Source organism: Yinghuangia sp. ASG 101, from assembly GCF_021165735.1.
Classification (GTDB): domain Bacteria; phylum Actinomycetota; class Actinomycetes; order Streptomycetales; family Streptomycetaceae; genus Yinghuangia.
In genome coordinates this window covers 3,680,078-3,696,617 of the sequence record NZ_CP088911.1, presented here as the reverse complement: position 1 = coordinate 3,696,617, position 16,540 = coordinate 3,680,078, and the positions used below count along the sequence as shown (strand labels likewise).

Here is a 16,540-nt window from a genome sequence, read left to right as displayed (position 1 = left end):
GTCACCGCGAGCGGCGCCCGTGGCCGATGCGCCGCGCCCGGTGTGCGTGGTGACCGGTCACACCCGGGCCAGCAGGCCCCGGGCGGCCTCGACGCAGCGGCCCAGCCGGTCGCGGGGGCTGACACCGGATTCCGCGTGGGCGCGGTTGGGGACCTCGAGGCCGATGACTCGGTCGCCCGGCAGCGCGGAAAGCAGGTCGACGAGGGGGAGTTCGCCGGTTCCCGGCTCCATGCGCTCGAACATCGCCTCGGTCATGTAGTCGGGCGTGGCGGGGGTGAGCGGGGCGTCGCTGAGCTGGATGTAGCCGATGACGGCGGGGTCGAGGGCGCGGATGTCCTCGGCGGTGGAGCCGGACCGGACGATGTGCATGGTGTCGACGAGGAGGCGGAAGTCCGGCCGTCCGACCTGCCGGATCGCGTCGAGGGCGGTCGGCAGGTCCCCGATCGTGAGGCCCGGGCTCGGCTCCACGGTCGTCTCCATGCCGAACGACGCCGCGGCTTCCGCGAGAACACCGAACTGCTCGATGCTGCGGCCCGGATCCGGGTCGAGGGAGACGGTGTTGATCCGCTCCGCCCCCAGTTCCGCCAGGAGTTCCAGGTCGGGGAGGCGGTCGCGGATGTCGGTGCCCGCACGGATGTTCATCCCCTCGCCGAGCGATACGGAGACGCCGCGGTCCCGCATCGCGGCGGTCATCTCCCGCCGCAGCGCGGCGTCGTCGCGCAACGAGAACGGCGGATACCCCAGGGGGTTGGACGGGCCGGACTCCAGGCCGGTCGAGATGTGCCGGCAGCCGACGTCGGCCGCCAGCGCGACGAACTCGACCGGCGGCATCCCGAAGACGCTGAGGAACTCGATTCCCAGGGCACGCATTCCGGGTCTCGCTCTCTGGGGGGTCGGGGCGGAAGGGGGGCGGTGGGCGCGGCGGCGCTCAGGCCACGCGGAGGGAGACGCGTACGGCGTCGTGCCCGGGGACGCGCCGGTCGGCCAGCGCCAGGGCGTCCTCGAACCGCTCCAGCGGGAAGGACGCGCCGTGGAGCAGGCCGGTGGGCACCTTGCCGTCGTTGATCATCGTGCAGGCGCCGGCGAGGTCGAGGCCGCCGCCGGGGGCGATGGTCAGGTGGCGCAGCGGTATGCGGCTGACGTCGAACCCGTCGAGGAGGCGGTCCTTCATCCCGGCCGCGACGATCGTGCCGCCGGTCCGGGCGATGTCCAGGGCGGTGAGCAGCGTGACGGGGCTGCCCGAGGCGGCGTCGAGGACGACGTCCGCCATCGCGCCCCCGGTGATCTCGGCGACGCGGGCGACCACGTCCTCGTTCTCCACGTCGACGGCGTGGTCCGCACCGGCCGTGAGCGCGGTGTCGAGCCGGAGGCGGTCGCCGGCCAGGCCCGCCACGACGATCGTCCCGGCGCCGGCCGCGCGCGCCGCGACGATCGCGGCGAGCCCCATGTGCCCGGGACCCTGCACGACGAGCGTCTGCCCCGGCCGGACCGGGCGGATCCAGGTGATCGCGTTGGTCAGGCTCTCGTAGATCGTCAGCTCGGTCGCGGGCAGGTCGTCGCGGAGCCGGTGCACCTCCGAGCCGGGCACCAGCTCCATGTAGTCGGCGTAGCCGCCGAAGAGCCCGGACGCCTCGCCGAGGGGGAAGTCGAAGCCGTAGACCCGGCGTCCGTCCGGCCCGACCACGGTCGAGCGGACCCCGACCCGGTCGCCTTCCCCGACGCCGAACGCCTCGCGCGCCTCGGGGGAGATCTCCTCGATCCGCCCGACGATCTCGTGGCCGGGGACCGTGGGGAACACCCCGCCCGACGGCACCGGGGCATGCCCCCGGAACTGGTCGACGTCGCTGTGGCAGATGCCGACCGCCTCGACCCGCAGCACCGCGCATCCGGGCCGCAGCCTCGGCTTCGGGACCTCGCGCAGCTCCCAGGTCTCGTCACCTTTGAACACGATCGCCCGGGGCATCGTGCGCCCTCCCTCCGATCCGCCGATGAAGTGGACGTCTTTTTATCTGTCAGCCGACAGGCAAGTCAATGGTTGACAGTCGACTGACAGGTTTTTAAGGTGGCGGACCGTGGACGAGAGCGCCGGGACGCGGCGGACGCAGGCGGAGCGCAGGGCGGCGTCGGAGGAGGCGGTGCTGCGTGCCGCGGCCGAGCTGATCGCGGAGCGCGGGGTCGACCGCGCGTCGCTGCGCGGCATCGGCGCCCGCGCCGGCATCAGCCGTGCGATGCCCGCGTACCACTTCGGGTCCAAGGACGCCTTGGTCGCCCGGCTCACCGAGCAGGCGCACGAACGGACCCTGAAGGCGACCACCGAGGCACTCGCCCGCGAGCACCGGCACATCGACGCGCTCCCCAAGCTGGAGGTGCTGCTCGCGACGATCGACACCTACCTCCGGGTCTTCGCGACCGCGGACTCCCCCGAGGAGCGCGCGGTGGTCGTGCTGTGGGGCGCGACGTTCCCCGCCGAGGCGCCGATGCCCACCGCGATCGAGGCCGACCGGCGGACGCACGAGGAACTGGCCGGCACCATCCGCGACGGCCGGGCCGACGGGTCGATCCGCGACGACGTCGACCCCGACGCCGCGGCGGTCATGGTCACCGCGATGGCCCGCGGCGTCGCCGCCCTCTCCCTGACCCAGCCCGGCGCCGCCGACACGGCGACCGTCCGTGCGCTGTGCCGCCAGGCGATCACCGCCGTCCTCGCCCCCTGACGTCCCGGCTCCCCGGCCCGCGGCCCGCCCGTGTCGTCTGTGGCGAGCGTCAGCCCCGACGCTCCGGGGCGGGGGCCACGCTCACCTCCGGAATCGCGTTCAGCAGGGCCTCCCACTCCGGGTACCTGCGGACCTTCTCCAGGTAGATCGCGGCGATCGCCTCGGCGAGGTCCGGCGCGGGGTCGTCGCTGAAGCGCACCGCGGACAGCCGTGCCAGCCGGGGCAGGATCACCGGGTCGCCGGCCAGGTGCACGGGGTCGTGCATGTAGCGCTCCAGCGCCGCGAGGTCCTTGATGCCGCAGCAGTACGCGTGGGTGTAGCCGTCGGCCTCGTCGCCCAGATCGCGGCCGACGGTCGAGAACGCCACCGACTCGACGCTCCCGGTCCGCCGCCAGGCGGCGAGTGCCTCGGCGCGCTCCTCGTCGGTGGTTTCGGTTTTGAACGCGAAGCGCTGCACGTTGACGATCACGTCGACTCCTTCGATTGAACCCATGGGTTCAGATAAGTAGGTCGATCGGTATCCTGGCACAACCGGAGCGGAAAACTGAACCAGCGGGGTCATATTTATTGACTCGCGCTAGGCTTCGCCCGTGACCGAAGCAGCGCCCTCCAGGCAACGGTTCGCCCCCCGCGGGCGCGTCGACAAGCGGCGAGCGATCCTCGACGCCGCCTTCGCGGTGTTCGCACGGCAGGGGTACGAGCAGTCGGGCGTACGCGAGGTCGCCGCGGAAGCCGGCGTCGCCAAGCCGACGGTCTACAACCACTTCGCCGACAAGGAGGACCTGTTCCGGAACGCGGTGCGCACCGCCGCCGACGCGGTCCAGGCCGACTGCCTCGCCGTCCTCGACGCCCTGCGCGAACCCGGCGGCGACCTCGCGGCGGCGCTGGAGGACGCCGCGTACCGGCTGCTCGTCGTCTGCTGCGACGAACGCTCTACGGCGCTGCGGCGGTTGACCCACGCTCAGGTCGTCCATTTCCCCGACCTCGTCGAGGACGTCCACGCCCGCACCTCGCTCCGCGTCGCCGAGGCACTGGCCGACCGCCTGGCCCGGCTCTGCCTGTCGGAACGGCTGCGCCCGTGCGACCCCGCCCAGGCCGCCGAGCAGTTCCTCGCCCTGCTCACCGCCCCCATGGAGGCCCGCTCCCACCTCGGCAACCGCACGGTCCCGCCCACCGAGACCCACGCCCTCGCCACCGCGGCCGTCGACACCTTCCTGAGGGCCTACCTCCCACCCCCACCCGGACCCGCCTGACCGCCACCCCAACGGTCCCGGAATCAAAAAAACCCCAGGCCAGACCGAGTCTGACCTGAGGTTTCGCAGAGCCCCGAGTCGGGTTCGAACCGACGACTTTCGCTTTACAAGACGAGCGGGATTCGTGATCCACCGTCCCCACGGCGGTCCATAATCCCAAAATGTCCGGTTTTTGACTGGCTGCTGTCCTGCTGATCCGCCCTCGTCACGCGATGCGTGAGCACGTCCGCTCACGCATCGCTCACGCGCGCAGGAACGAGCGCCACGGTTTGCGTCCCGACACGCGCCCCACCTGGTGAGCCTGCCCAGTGCAGGGGACAACGTCCGCATCGGCGAGCACTTCGCCGAATGCGAGCCCGAGGACGTCGAGGAGGACAACGGCCAGGACTGCGCCAGCGACATCTCCGACACCGAAGCCCGCCTCGCCTGCCTCGCCGTCACCCGTGCCCGTCACCGCCTCAATATCGGTGCCCTGAACTGGATCCACGAACACTCCGATACCTCGACGGCCAACTGGGCGGCACTGCGGCCAAGCGCCTCCACACGTTCGCGCGCACCAGCATCCCAGTCCCACCATCGGCTGCACGCCATCGGACCCAAAGTCGATCACGCCGCGCCACCACAGGCAATCCCCGTCTGTCGCACCGCCGTTCCGCACCGCCGCCGCCGCGGGCTGCCGACTCCGCGATCACCGCGTCCATGAGGGACTGGAAGATCCCCTCACGAGCCCACATCCGGAACTGGTCGTAGATTGTCGACCAGGAACCGTAGCGTTCCGGAACATCCCGCCACGGGCTGTTGGTCCGTCGCGCGGAAACGAACGTTCAGCTTTCGACGGCAGTGTTTCGGCGCGTTGCAGGTACACGCCACCAGTCGTTCGGGTGATCCTGTTGCTCCTGAATTCCTGTGCAGACGCTACGCGTTGTGGTACGAAGGGGATCTTCTTCGGGCGAACGGTCCAATTGGGGTGCGGCCGGAGGTGGGGGAGTGGCGGATGCGCTGGATTCCGGCAGCGCCGCGGGCGATGCGGCCCTGGAGGCTGAGGACGCTCTAGGCCAGTTGTTGTTTCAACTGGAGCCCGAAGAGGACAGCGGTTCGCAGACGCTGGGCTGGTACCGCTACCAGGCGCAGGTGGCGGCGCGGGACTGTCTGGCGATGCTGACCGAGGAGCGCATCGACTTCGTCGTGTGTGAGTGGCACGAAGATTTCGTCGTCGCGTACACCGACGGTTCGGTTGAGCTGGTGTCGGTCAAACATCGGCAACTGGATCTTCCTCCGTGGACGTTGGTCGAGCTGTGCAAGAGCGGAGGGTTGGCGCATTTGTTCGACCGATGGTGCGCTTGCGAGTGCGCGGAGAACGTCCGGCTTCGGCTGGCGACGAACGCGGGCTTGAACACGGTTCCGGGTAATGCGAGATGGCTTGCAGGCATGTGCGGACCGGACCCTCGGATCGCCGTGGGCGTCCGGGAGATGGCGACCGCCGTCGCGCATCAGTTTCTGCGGGTGCGCTGGGATCAGCCGTATCCGAACATCCCTGTCACGCCGAAGGTGAAGAAGAACGATGACATTGCAGTGCCACCGGGGTTCGTGGAGAAGGTCCGGCGGTTCCTCGGGGTGCTGGAGATCACCTCCAAGCTGCCGTCGCAGGGGGGCATCAAGGACGAGAACATACGGCAACTGCTAGAGCCTGCGGTCGATCGGCTGGGGATGGCGCACGTGGACGTGGATGCCACCTACCGCGCCTTGATCGAACGTATCGAGCAGGCGAACCGCGGCGACGACGTTCAGATACAGCTCGCTGCATACATAGCGGACCCGGAGCGACGCAACTACGACAAGCAGCTGCAGCTGCGAATCGCCCGTCGCACACTGGCGCGCAAGTCCATCCTGGACACGTTCGTGTGCACCTCGGGCAAGCTCCCGGTGCTTCCGCGAGGGGCGCTGCCCGCTAGCGGCCCCGGAGGGCACCGGCTGGCGCAGAAGCTGCGGCGCGGACGGGTTTCATCGGACGAGGCCGTGTTCGCCGAGCAGTTGCGGTCGGCCTGGTATGCCACGTGGGCCGGGCTGCGCTCCGGTCTTGCCGGTGACGAGGCGGACTTGTTCAGTCTGTCGCTTGCGGTGCTGGACGTCGTGTTCCGTTGCCGTGACCAGGCGCAAGAACGGGTTGTCGGCGATGATTTCGGGCCTGTGATGCATCGGCTGATGGCGGAGCGGCTGACATCCGACGGGCTGGCGGTGCCGTTGCCGTTCCCGGTGAATGATCTGCACCTGAGGGGCTTGGCATATCAGTTGGCGGAAGAGTGCCGTTTCTTCCTGTCCGAGCCGTTCGAGCTGGACGGGGAGGCCTCGTGAGCGGCGTGAATTTTGTTCAGGAGGCTGCCCGGCTGCGTGTTGAAGCCCGGCGCGCGGAGCAGTTGGAGGCTGCGTATCACGAGGCGCGGGTGCTGTTGCTGATCGCGCGCTTCACCACCGCGCGGGGGAGTCTGGCGGGGCTGACCAAGCTGGCGAAGCTCGATTTCCTGCTGCGGTACCCGGTGATGCTGGAGCGTCTGCTTCCGAATGGTGGGCGGGGATGGCCTGCGGGCGCGGAGCCGACGGACGCGGAGCGTGTCGCTGTGGAGAGCCGGATGACGCGATACAAGTACGGGCCGTGGGACCAGCGGTACTACGGGGTGCTGGCGTCGCTGGTCGCTCGTGGGCTGATCACCGTAGGCTCGCCTGGCCAGGCTGAGTTCCGGGTGACGGAGCGGGGAGCGGCTGCGGCAGCGTCGCTGGAGGCCGCGCCTCAGTGGGCGGTGGTGGCGGCCCGGGCGAAGCTGCTGAAAAAGCACTTCAACAGGTCGGGGTCCGCGCTCAAGAACCTTATTTACGACAAGCTGCCGGACGCGGTGGACCGGCCGTGGCGGGCGGAGATCTGAGTGGCTGTTCACCTGCGCGTGAGGTCTTTGACCGTGACCACGGCGAACGCCGAGGCCACGTACCGGTTCGACCGTCCTGCAACGATCCTCAGCGGGCCGATCGGTACTGGCAAGTCGAGCCTGCTGATGCTGATCAAGCATGTGCTGGGTGGTTCGGCGATGCTGACGCCGGCGGTGCGGGACAACGTGCTGTCGGTGCAGGCGGAGATCGAGGCCGGTGATGAACGCGTGGTGCTCAAGCGAGCGCTGCTCGGCCATGCCTCCGCCTACGTGGAGGTCCGGGAATCGCGGTCGCTCACCCTGGAGCGAACCCTGCGTGTGGGGGCGGCTGGCGACGAGCCGAGCGTTTCCGACTACCTGCTGGACGCCATCGGGTTCCCGCGTGAGCAGGTGGCCGCCCGCCGCGAGGGGGTCGCCGCTCCTCAGAATCTGACGTTCAACGACCTGTTCATGTATGTGTACGTGCAGGCGCGGGAGATTGACCGTCAGGTCGTCGGTCATCTTGAGGGCTGGTTCGAGCCCAAGCGCAAGGAGCTGTTCCGGCTCATGTTCGGCCTGACGGACAGCGAGCTGATGGACCTCAAGCTCCAGGCCAGCAAGCTCAAGGACGAGGTGAAAGACCGGGATACCGAACGAATGAACGTTGCCCGGTTCCTTGAGGCCAGTGACGCACGCACCGACGACGAACTGCGGGCAGAACTGGTCGAGCTGCGGGGTACCCTGGAGCGCGCCCAGGAGGCCCTCGAGAGTCTGCGCGGGGAACTCGTGCAGGAAAACGCTGCCGATACGGCCTTGCGCAGCGAATTGGCTGCCGCGGTCGCCGACGCCCGGCTGAGCCAGGACCAGATGGCGGCGGCACACGAAGTGCTCGGGTCGCGCCGCGCGATCATCGCGCAGCTCCAGGTCGACTTGGCGCGGTTGGAACGCTCTGGCTCGGCGGTCAGTCATCTCACGCCGTTCGACTACGTCACCTGCCCGCGCTGCACCCAGCCGCTCACGGCTCGCACTGTTCCTGAGGGGCACTGCCTCGTCTGCTGCCAGCCCGATCCCGTCAACGACGACGCGGACGCCGCCTTGGGGGAGGCCCGTGCCGAGCTCGTCAAGCAACTCGAGGAGGCAACACGGCTGGAGGCAGACGACCTCGCCCTTCGGGAGCGCGCGCAGGACCGGGCACAGGTGGCGGACCTGCGGGTGATGCTGCTACGGCGCCAACTCGACGCGCGGACACGCGATGCCGTCGCGCCCCGGTTCGATGCCGTCGCCGACGCCAGTGCCCGTGTCGCCATGCTCAAGGCCGCCATCGACGCGGTGACCAGTCTTCGGGACACCTGGGCCCGTGTCCGGGCCATCGCAAAGGCGGTCAGCGAACTCAAGAGCACCCAGCGCACGGTCGCGAAGAAGATCAAGGAGCGCAACGCCTTGTTCGCGGCACGGCGCGCACTGGTCGTCGAACTCAGTATGGAGTTCGACGAACTGCTTGAGGCGTGGCGACTGCCCTGGAAGCAGTCGGCGTGCATCGATACCGACACCTTCCTTCCGATCGTCAACGACGCGCCGTTCGAGGCGCAGCAGGCGTCTGGTGGCGGCATCGCGACGTCGATCAACGTCGCGTACAGCCTCTCTTTGCTGACGTTCAGTGTGGACCACCCGGACGTGCTTGTTCCGTCGCTGTTGATCGTCGACTCGCCGCGCAAGGCCTTCGGCAACAACGACCGCGACCGGCAGGCAGCCGAACAGATCTACAGCCGCTTTCGGACGCTGGCCGAGACGTATGGGGAGCAGGGGCGTCTGCAGTTGATCATCGCCGACAACGATCCTCCTCCGGTGACTAGCGACTTCTTCGGGCGAGTCGAGTTTGACTACGGCAACGCGATGGTCCCCGGAGTCGCCCACCCCGGGCCTGAACACGCCAAACGGTTGGAGGATCTGTAAGCCAGGGAGGCGGAGCGGCTGGGCACTCCGGATTGGGCGTGCCTGTCCGAAACCCGGCCGCTGGGGCCTGATTGATGTTCGGATCATGGGTTTGGTGGTTCGGCCCTTGCCGGGGCGTTCGGGCCGATCCCGGATCTGCGCAAGCAGTTCGACGCGGTGATGTGCCGTTTCCGCACGGGCAGCCCCTGGCTGGACGTGCCGGAGCGCTACGGCTCCTAGTCAACGGTCTACGACCGGTTCCGGGCGTGGGCGCGGGAGGGGGTCTTCCAAGAGCTCATCGACGCGACGATCGCGGAGGCGGTGGCCTGCGGTGATGTCGATCGAACTCGGCGGAGTCTGTGTGGGAGGCGGTGAAATTCGGTTTGCCGGTGGCCCGGTGCTTGGCATCAGGTCGTTCAGGCGACGCTCGAAGAACGGGGCCTGTCCCTGGTTGAGGGCGGCGACCTTGCCCGTGCCGGCGTACATGCCGACGACGCAGTAGGGGCTGTCTCATTTTTCCGGCGCAGGGTCAGCGCCCGGAGAGTCGGTCGATGAAGGCAGCCGTCAGCGCGGTGCGGTCGGGCATGGTGTTGACGAGTACGTGTTCGTTGCGGCCGTGGGGGTGGGCGCCGATGGCGCCGAGGCCGTCCAGGGTGGGGGTGCCGAGGGCGGCGGTGTAGTTGCCGTCCGAGCCGCCGCCGGAGCGTACGCCGTCGGGTTCGGGGAGGCCCAGGGTTTTCGCGGCGATTTGGAGCTCGGCGAGTAGGGGGAGCGCGGTTTCGAGTTCGAAGGGGTAGCGGTTGATGCCGCCGGTGATGGTGAGGGCGGCGCCGGGGAGGTGGGGTGTGAGTTGTCGGATTCCGGCGTCTACCAGGTCGAGTTCGTCTCGTGTCCAGGCTCGGGCGTCCACGTGGACGGTGGCGCGTTCGGGGACGGTGTTCGCGGTGGTGCCTGCGGTGATAACGGTCGGGGTGACCGTGGTGCCGACGGCCTGACGCGTGAGTTCGGCGATGGCGAGTGCTTGGGCGGCGATCTCCAGGCCGGCGTTGATGCCGAGTTCGGGTTCGAGGCCGGCGTGGGCGGCGCGGCCTTGGGCGGTGACTTGGTATCCGCTGATGCCCTTGCGGGCGATTTTGACGGCGCCGCCGTCGGCGCTGGGTTCTCCGACGAGGACGGCGCGTGCGGAGTGGGCTTGTGATTCGACGAGTTCGCGGGAGGTCAGGGAGCCGGTTTCCTCGTCGCAGGTGAGGAGGAGCCGGATGCGGAACGGGTCTTCGACCAGTGATGCGGCGGTGAGCATCTGGACGATGCCGGCTTTCATGTCGAAGACGCCGGGGCCGCGGGCGACGCCGTCTTGGATGGTGAAGGGGATGTCGTTGAGCGTGCCGACGGGCCAGACGGTGTCGAAGTGTCCGAGCAGCATGACCGGGTCGGGGCTGTCGCCTGCCCAGAGCAGGTGCGGTCCGTCCTCCGTGGCGATGCGCTGCGGCAGGTAGCCGAGGACGGCGCGGCCGGCCTCCGCCACGAGGTCCGCGCAGCGGTTGAGGGCGGGGACGTTCCCCGAAGGCGATTCGCAGGCGACGAGTTCGGCGAGCAGGTCGGTCATGTGCCGGGCCTGGTCTCGGGCTTGCTTTCGGAGGTCTCCGCGATCGCTCATGGTCCGATCCTTCCCGTCGGGCGGCGGCTGGGGAACGCGAAGCGCCGTGCAAGTGACGGTGATTCCGGGCAGGATCGGCGTCATGCGGATGCTCGTCCTCGGTGGGACCTGGTTCCTCGGCCGGGCGGTGGTGGAAGACGCCCTCGCGCGCGGCTGGGATGTGACGACCTTCAATCGCGGTCGATCGGGAGTGGATGTGCCCGGGGTGCGGCCCGCCCGTGGGGACCGCACCAGCCGTGATGATCTCGCGCGGCTGTGCGCGTTAGGCCCATGGGATGTGGTGCTGGACACCTCCAGTTCCGAACTCTCCCCGCGTGACGTCCACTTGGGCGCCGCGGCCCTTGCGGATCGTGCGGCACGCTACGTCCACATCTCGACCGTCAGTGTCTACGCGGGCTGGCCGCACGAGCCGCTGACCGAGGAGTCGGAGGTCTTGGACTGCCCGTACGACGCGGATGCGGAGTTCGGGTACACCGGCGCGGACGGATCGCCGACGAAGTACGGGTTTCAGAAGGCCGGTGCGGAGAACGCGATCCGTGCTGCCTTCGCCGACCGGGTCACCATGCTCCGGCCGGGGGTCATCCTGGGCCCGGGAGAGTACGTCGGCCGTCTTCCGTGGTGGTTGAACCGCGCCGCCCGTGGTGGTCCGATTCTGGCGCCCGCGCCCCACAGCACGGTGATCCAGCCGGTCGACGTCCGCGATGTCGCCCGCTTCGCCGTGGACCGCGCGGCGGCTCGCGAGCACGGGACGTACAACGTCGCGCATCCGGCTGGAGTCACGTTCGCCGAGTTCATTGCGGCGTGCTTGGACGTGACCGGGGGCGACGGCCACCCGGTATGGGCGAGTCCGGGGTTCCTTGCCGCGCACGACGTCGCGCAGTGGACGGAACTGCCCTTGTGGCGGACGCATTCGGGTGTCTGGTCGGTCGACCCGACGGCGGCGGTGAAGGCCGGTCTCAACTGCCGGCCGATCGCCGAGACCGTCGCGGACACCTGGGCGTGGCTCAACACCGGAGGCCGCCCGGTCGAGCACTCCCGGGCGGCCTTGCACGGCGTGGCAGAGGACAAGGAGCAGAGGCTGCTGCAACTCCTCGCCCAGGAAAGGGATTAGGAGAGCGCGGCCCGGTCGGGCGCACTGAGCAGCGTCGGTGCACCGGTCAGGGCGAACGCCTCGATCCGATCGCGTAGCTCTTCAGAGCCGCGTGCTGCGCGGTAGGGCGCCGCCGACAGCGCCGCTCGAACCGGGTGAAGCCGGTGCACCATGCCGTCGACGCGGCACTCGGGCGGAATGTCGAAGACGACGCGAAGGGACGACTCGGCGCCGTCGAGGTCTCCACTGAGGAGACGGGCGTGGGCTTGGTCGGCGGCTGCTTCCCCGAGCAGTTTCATCGACCGGCTGCCGGGCGAGCAGGACATCACCGCATCCAGTGCTTCGCCGGATGCGACACCGGCGCGTTGCGTCTCGCCGAGGAGAAGGAGCGTGGTCCCGGCGGACATCGCGCGTCGGGCGTCGGGGAAGGACAGTTCGCCGCCGATTTCGTCGTGCAGCTCGTCCCTCCTGTCGCGGCTCGTTTCCGCGGCGGTCCGCAGCGCCAGTTCGGCGCGCTCGTGGTCGCCGGCATGGGCGTAGGCACGGGCGGCGATCGAGGCTCGGCGAATGGTGCCGGCGCCTCCGACGGTGAACCGCTCGGCGTTCTCGACGAGAGCGACGGCCGCGCTGGGGCGTCCCTGCCAGTAGGCGATGAGGGCGAGCGTGCAGTCCGCGTAGGTCATCAACGGGTGGTGATCGATGATCTCGGCGTGCATGCGTGCGGCGCGGGCGAGTTCGGCGGACGCGGCGCGTGACCCAAGGTCGAAGGCGACGTGCGAGAGCAGCGCGCACACCGTCCCGTTCGCCAGGTGGAGGTCACGGCGCTGTGCGGGGGCGGCGGTGCGGTCGAGCAGGCTGGTGGAGATCGCGTGCAGGCGCTTGCCCTCGGCGTAGACGGTGACGGGCGGGGTGCTTGAGTACCGACGGGCGAGTTCGCGTATGTCGTCCTGGAGTTGGTCGAGTTGAGCGCCTGCGACCCGGCGCCCGGCAAGGGCTCCGGCCTGTTCGGATGCTTCGTGTGCGGTCATCAAGAGCTCGCTTTCGTCGATCAGACTCGGAGCCAAGGCGGCCTCTTCGACCGGCTGTCCTAACAGCTCCGGTACGTTGCGCCCGAACATGTGGGTGAGGATCCGAGCCGCGACGTCGTTGGTGTTCTGCGTGGCGCCGGTACGCCAGCGCCGCCACGAGCGCTCGGACACCACCTCGTGGGTCAGCCGCGCGTCGTTGCACCGCTCGGCAAGATCCTGGGCAGCTGCGCTGTAAGCCCGCGCGAAGGCAGGAAACCGGCCGAGGCCGCGTTGGTCAGCCAGTTGCGCAAGCAGTGTCGCGTGTGTCAACTCCGCCCCCTGATGCGGTGATTACCAAGAGAGTGCACCGCTGACTGGGCCCCGGTCGCCATATTCCGGTCGAACAGACCAACTGGCCGTCGGATGTCCGGGCCGTGTCCGTCGGCTCAGTGGGCGGGTGGTGAGACGGCCGTTTGGTGGCCGGGAAACGCCGTAGCAGACGGGGTCGTTGCTCGGGGACTCTGGGATCGGTCGGTCCAGTCAGAAGTCGTCTGGTTGAGGTTGAGCCAAGTCGGGCTTTGCACAAGGGCCTTGAGCCTCGCGCTGTAGCGCGACGCTCATAAGAGCCGCCCGGCACCGGTGCATGCCGCCGACCGCATCGGTGCCGGGCCGGCACCAGCCCCCGTCCGGACACGACTGGAAGCACCTCACCAGTCGGGTGGATCCGGCGGCTCCAGCCGGTCCGACCTGACCGACGACTGGCCATCTGGCCGATGCCCTGCACCCCCACCCGCGCGGGAACACCGCGCAGGACCGCTCCGAGTGAGACGAGGTACACAACATGGAGACCACGACCAAGACGCCCCCTGCGGCGCCCTCGACGAACGGCGGGCTGATCCTGGCACGCCGTCAGATCGCCGCCGCGCGGACACGCGACGCCCAGCCTTCCGACGGCGGTGGCACCGGCCGCACCGACAGCAACGACTGACTACGGGGTATTGCGCGATGACCTCCGTGTCCATCGCGGAGCGCCTGGGCGGGGACGAGTTCCTCGCCCAGGCGCTGTCCCGCGAACACCGCCACGTGCCCGGCGTCCACCACGACGTCGCCGGCCTGCTGAGCTGGGACGACCTGAACTTGATCGTCGCCTGCCACCGCATGGAGCCGCCGCGGATGAGGCTGTCCGCCGACGGGGACATGCTGCCGCTGCACCGCTACAGCCGCCCGGTCACCACCCGCCGGAACACGGTCTGGCACCAGGTCCACCCCGCCGAGTTGCACGCCCGTCTGGCCGAGGGCGCCACGCTGGTGCTGGACGCGGTCGACGAACTGCACCCGCCGCTGGGCGCGTTCGCCGATGAACTGGCGCGGTTCCTGCGGACTCGGGTGCAGGTCAATGCATACGCGTCGTTCACCGGCACGGAGGGTTTCGGTACTCACTGGGATGACCACGACACGCTGGTCGTGCAGTTGGAAGGCGCCAAGCGGTGGCGGGTGTTCGGGCCGACCCGGGCCGTGCCGATGTTCCGCGACACCGAGGCGCCCGAGGAACCGCCCTCCGAGCCGCTGGCGGAACTGGTGCTGCGGCCCGGCGACTTGCTGTACGTTCCGCGCGGCTGGTGGCACGCGGTCGCCGCCGACCAAGGCGAGCACTCGTTACACGTGACCTGCGGCCTCCAGACCCACACCGGCGTTGACCTGATCGGCTGGGTCGCCGACCGGCTGCGGGCCCGTACCGAGGTACGCGCGGACGTGCCCCGTCTCGCCAGTGCCTCCGAACAGGCCGCCTACGCCGAGATGCTGGCCAAGCTGGTGGTGGAGGAACTGTCGGCCGTCGATCTGGTCGCCCGCTACAGCGCGGCGATGGACGGCTTGGACCCGGGTCGCCTGCACGCCTCCCTGCCCCACGTGACCAGCGTGCCGGCCGACCCCGGTCTGTTGATCCGACTGACCACGCCCCGAGCCCGCCTGACGGCCAACGACGGAATCGTCCAGCTCGAAGCGGGCGGTACCTGCTGGGACTTCGCCGAGCCGGTCGCCGCCATTCTGCGGCCTCTCGTCGGCGGGCGGACGGTCTCCCTCGCCGAGCTGGCGGTGCTGGCCGGGCTCCCGATCGAGGATGTTGCCCGCGTGGCCGGTGAACTCGTCGCCGCGCAGGTCGCGGCAGTTGGAGGCAGCCGGTGAGCACCGCCCTCGCGCTGGGTACCTACCGCTGCCGTGACGCCGCCGCATCGGCGGCGCTCGCGGTGGCCACCGGCACTCAATGGATCGACACCGCCCCCAACTACGGAAACGGCGCCGTCCAACCCACGCTCGCCCCGATCCTGACCGCCCACCCCGAGGTCGGCGTCTCCACCAAGGTCGGGTTCCTCACCGATCAGACTGCTCAGGATGCCTTGGACCAAGGCGTGTTGACCCCCTGGGACACCGTGCACGACCACAGCCTCGACCCGCGCTATATCGAATGGCAGGTCCGACGCAGCCGGAGCGAGCTTGGCCGTACGTGCCTGGACACCGTCTTCGTGCACAACCCCGAGCGCGCCTGCGGCGAAGACCGCAACGAACTACACCGGGCGCTTCGACGCGCATTCGCCGCCTTGGAACATCAAGCCGCCCTCGGCAACATCGACGGCTACGGGGTGGCCACATGGTCCGGGTTCGCCGATGGCGTGTTCACCGTCGACGAGTTGATCAGGCTGGCCTTCCAGGCGTCCGGCGGCTGCATCCCGCGGCTGACCTCGATCCAACTGCCGGTCAGCCTCGTCAACCTCGCCCCGCTCCAGGCCGCGCTCGCCGGTGAGGGGCCCATCACGGACGCGCACCGGGCCGGCTTGGAGGTTCTGGCCTCCGCGCCACTGCACGGCGGCGAACTCGACAACCTGGCCACCGACGAACTCGCCGCCTACATCCGGCCCGGCCTGAGCCGCGCGGCTGCCTGCCTGCACACGGTCGCGTCATGCCCGGGAGTGACGCGCGTCCTGTTGTCCGCGTCCACGCCTGCACACTGGCACGAGGCCGTCCACGCCGTCGGCCTGGCACCCTTGGACACCACGCACTTGCGGGAGATCACCGATGTACTCGCCACCAGCTGACCCGGCCGACGGGGCCCGCATGCTCGACGCCCTGACCATCGCGACGAACGCGCTCGGCGCGGCCCCCGCAGGCCCGGTGCTGTGGGGCTGGGCGGGCCGCACCGTCTCCCGCCGCACCGATCGGCCCGACGGCGGACAATCCTGGCTACGGCTGATGTCCGCCCCCACCGCCCAGGCCGGCGGCAAGCTCTGGGAAGGCAACCGGAGCGCCCAGCAGGCGTTCGGCGCACTCGCCGGGCACCGACCCCAACTGCTGGATCTGCACGACTGGACCGACGGCCCGTACTCCTACCGGGCCGAGCTGTCCCAATACGTCCCCGACGACATCTGCTCGCCCACCCCCGCCCTGAACGGCGCCTTGGACCTCCCAGACCAGTGGTGGACGAGCCTGCGGCACAGCCTGGAGACCGTCGCTCGCGCCGAAACCGACCGCGTCGCGGTCCGCCAGGAGTGGGCCGATCGGGCGGTGCCCCGCGAACTGGGGATCCCCGCCCCCGCGTTGGGGCCCCTGGTCGCGGTACACGGCGACCTCCACTGGGCCAATCTCACCCGGCAAGGCCCGCGCCTCCTCGATTGGGAGGGCTGGGGCCTGGGCCCCGCCTGTTACGACCAGGCGATGCTGCACATCTACACCCTCAGCACCCCCGATGCGGCCAAACGCGTCCGCGTCGAATTCCCTGAACTGGACAGCCCCCAGGGCCTGGTGGCCGAGACCGTCGTGACCACAGAACTGCTCCAAAGCATCGCCCGAGGCGACTTCGCCGAACTCGCCGACGCTGTGAACGGCCAGGCAGATCGATTGCGAGCGGCCCACGGACAGGAGTAGGTCCGGCGGGGCGCTCGCCAACATCCGGTGAAGGACCTTCCCACCCGGGTCCGGCCTCGTCTTCCGCCATTT

General features: G+C 69.6%; 16 protein-coding genes and 1 pseudogene. 10 read left to right on the top strand and 7 right to left on the bottom strand.

Translation table 11 applies throughout. The annotated features are described in order from the left end of the window. Positions 1–57: 57 nt before the first annotated feature. Together LO772_RS15625 and LO772_RS15620 are read right to left on the bottom strand one after the other, a co-directional pair. Positions 58–870 (bottom strand): sugar phosphate isomerase/epimerase family protein, encoded by an 813-nt coding sequence (locus LO772_RS15625; RefSeq protein WP_231779012.1) that lies wholly within the window; start codon positions 868–870, stop codon positions 58–60. Positions 871–928: 58 nt separating this feature from the next. Continuing rightward, positions 929–1,963: a zinc-dependent alcohol dehydrogenase gene (locus LO772_RS15620; protein ID WP_231779011.1), complete on the bottom strand. Its 1,035-nt coding sequence runs from the start codon at positions 1,961–1,963 to the stop codon at positions 929–931. Positions 1,964–2,072: 109 nt separating this feature from the next. Between LO772_RS15620 and LO772_RS15615 the strand changes: the two genes are divergently transcribed. After that, entirely contained in the window at positions 2,073–2,714 is a 642-nt protein-coding gene (locus LO772_RS15615) for a TetR/AcrR family transcriptional regulator (RefSeq protein ID WP_231779010.1), read from the top strand. Between the two features lie 49 nt (positions 2,715–2,763). Here LO772_RS15615 and LO772_RS15610 read toward each other — a convergent pair whose 3' ends face one another. Next, positions 2,764–3,207, bottom strand: coding sequence for a Dabb family protein (locus tag LO772_RS15610; RefSeq protein ID WP_231779009.1), 444 nt, complete (start codon positions 3,205–3,207; stop codon positions 2,764–2,766). A gap of 97 nt (positions 3,208–3,304) precedes the next feature. Here LO772_RS15610 and LO772_RS15605 point away from each other — a divergent pair, with 97 nt between their 5' ends. Then, positions 3,305–3,967 carry a TetR/AcrR family transcriptional regulator gene (locus LO772_RS15605; RefSeq protein ID WP_231779008.1) on the top strand — a complete coding sequence of 221 codons (663 nt, stop codon included), beginning with the start codon at positions 3,305–3,307 and terminating at the stop codon, positions 3,965–3,967. Between the two features lie 241 nt (positions 3,968–4,208). Here the strand turns inward: LO772_RS15605 and LO772_RS15600 are convergent, their stop codons facing one another. Together LO772_RS15600 and LO772_RS36340 are read right to left on the bottom strand one after the other, a co-directional pair. Continuing rightward, the gene (locus LO772_RS15600) at positions 4,209–4,454 is read right to left on the bottom strand and encodes a hypothetical protein (RefSeq protein WP_231779007.1); all 246 of its coding nucleotides are present in this window, start codon (positions 4,452–4,454) and stop codon (positions 4,209–4,211) included. Beyond that, a pseudogene (locus LO772_RS36340) lies at positions 4,426–4,761 on the bottom strand (transposase); the annotation flags it as partial. The gene LO772_RS15600 and the pseudogene LO772_RS36340, both read right to left, overlap by 29 nt. A 193-nt stretch (positions 4,762–4,954) precedes the next feature. Between LO772_RS36340 and LO772_RS15595 the strand changes: the two are divergent. Genes LO772_RS15595 through LO772_RS15585 form a run of 3 tightly spaced genes read left to right on the top strand, consistent with a single transcriptional unit; the run spans position 4,955 to position 8,817 of the window. Then, the gene (locus LO772_RS15595; protein WP_231779006.1) at positions 4,955–6,319 is read left to right on the top strand and encodes a dsDNA nuclease domain-containing protein; all 1,365 of its coding nucleotides are present in this window, start codon (positions 4,955–4,957) and stop codon (positions 6,317–6,319) included. After that, entirely contained in the window at positions 6,316–6,885 is a 570-nt protein-coding gene (locus tag LO772_RS15590) for a hypothetical protein (protein WP_231779005.1), read from the top strand. The genes LO772_RS15595 and LO772_RS15590 overlap by 4 nt, the downstream gene beginning before the upstream one ends. A gap of 33 nt (positions 6,886–6,918) precedes the next feature. Continuing rightward, the gene (locus LO772_RS15585) at positions 6,919–8,817 is read left to right on the top strand and encodes an AAA family ATPase (protein WP_231779004.1); all 1,899 of its coding nucleotides are present in this window, start codon (positions 6,919–6,921) and stop codon (positions 8,815–8,817) included. Positions 8,818–9,325: 508 nt separating this feature from the next. On the opposite strand, the gene LO772_RS15580 is transcribed toward LO772_RS15585, so the two are convergent. Beyond that, the gene (locus tag LO772_RS15580) at positions 9,326–10,453 is read right to left on the bottom strand and encodes a M20 family metallopeptidase (protein WP_231779003.1); all 1,128 of its coding nucleotides are present in this window, start codon (positions 10,451–10,453) and stop codon (positions 9,326–9,328) included. An 82-nt stretch (positions 10,454–10,535) separates the two neighbouring features. Between LO772_RS15580 and LO772_RS15575 the strand changes: the two genes are divergently transcribed. Then, complete coding sequence (locus LO772_RS15575) at positions 10,536–11,564, top strand: NAD-dependent epimerase/dehydratase family protein (protein WP_231779002.1); 1,029 nt, start codon at positions 10,536–10,538, stop codon at positions 11,562–11,564. On the opposite strand, the gene LO772_RS15570 is transcribed toward LO772_RS15575, so the two are convergent. Beyond that, positions 11,561–12,880 carry a hypothetical protein gene (locus tag LO772_RS15570; RefSeq protein WP_231779001.1) on the bottom strand — a complete coding sequence of 440 codons (1,320 nt, stop codon included), beginning with the start codon at positions 12,878–12,880 and terminating at the stop codon, positions 11,561–11,563. The two genes, LO772_RS15575 and LO772_RS15570, sit on opposite strands and share 4 nt — an antisense overlap. Before the next feature lie 511 nt (positions 12,881–13,391). Between LO772_RS15570 and LO772_RS15565 the strand changes: the two genes are divergently transcribed. From LO772_RS15565 to LO772_RS15550, 4 genes are read left to right on the top strand one after another with little or no spacing between them, the layout of a single operon-like run. Next, on the top strand, positions 13,392–13,538 hold the full coding sequence (locus tag LO772_RS15565) for a hypothetical protein (protein ID WP_231779000.1): 147 nt from the start codon (positions 13,392–13,394) through the stop codon (positions 13,536–13,538). Positions 13,539–13,555: 17 nt separating this feature from the next. Next, complete coding sequence (locus LO772_RS15560) at positions 13,556–14,734, top strand: cupin domain-containing protein (RefSeq protein WP_231778999.1); 1,179 nt, start codon at positions 13,556–13,558, stop codon at positions 14,732–14,734. After that, a complete protein-coding gene (locus LO772_RS15555) occupies positions 14,731–15,642 on the top strand; it encodes an aldo/keto reductase (RefSeq protein WP_231778998.1) in 912 nt (303 codons plus the stop codon). The genes LO772_RS15560 and LO772_RS15555 overlap by 4 nt, the downstream gene beginning before the upstream one ends. Beyond that, positions 15,623–16,468, top strand: a complete 846-nt coding sequence (locus LO772_RS15550) for a phosphotransferase (protein WP_231778997.1) — start codon at positions 15,623–15,625, stop codon at positions 16,466–16,468. Before LO772_RS15555 ends, LO772_RS15550 begins: the two co-directional genes overlap by 20 nt. The last annotated feature ends 72 nt before the right edge of the window (positions 16,469–16,540 follow it).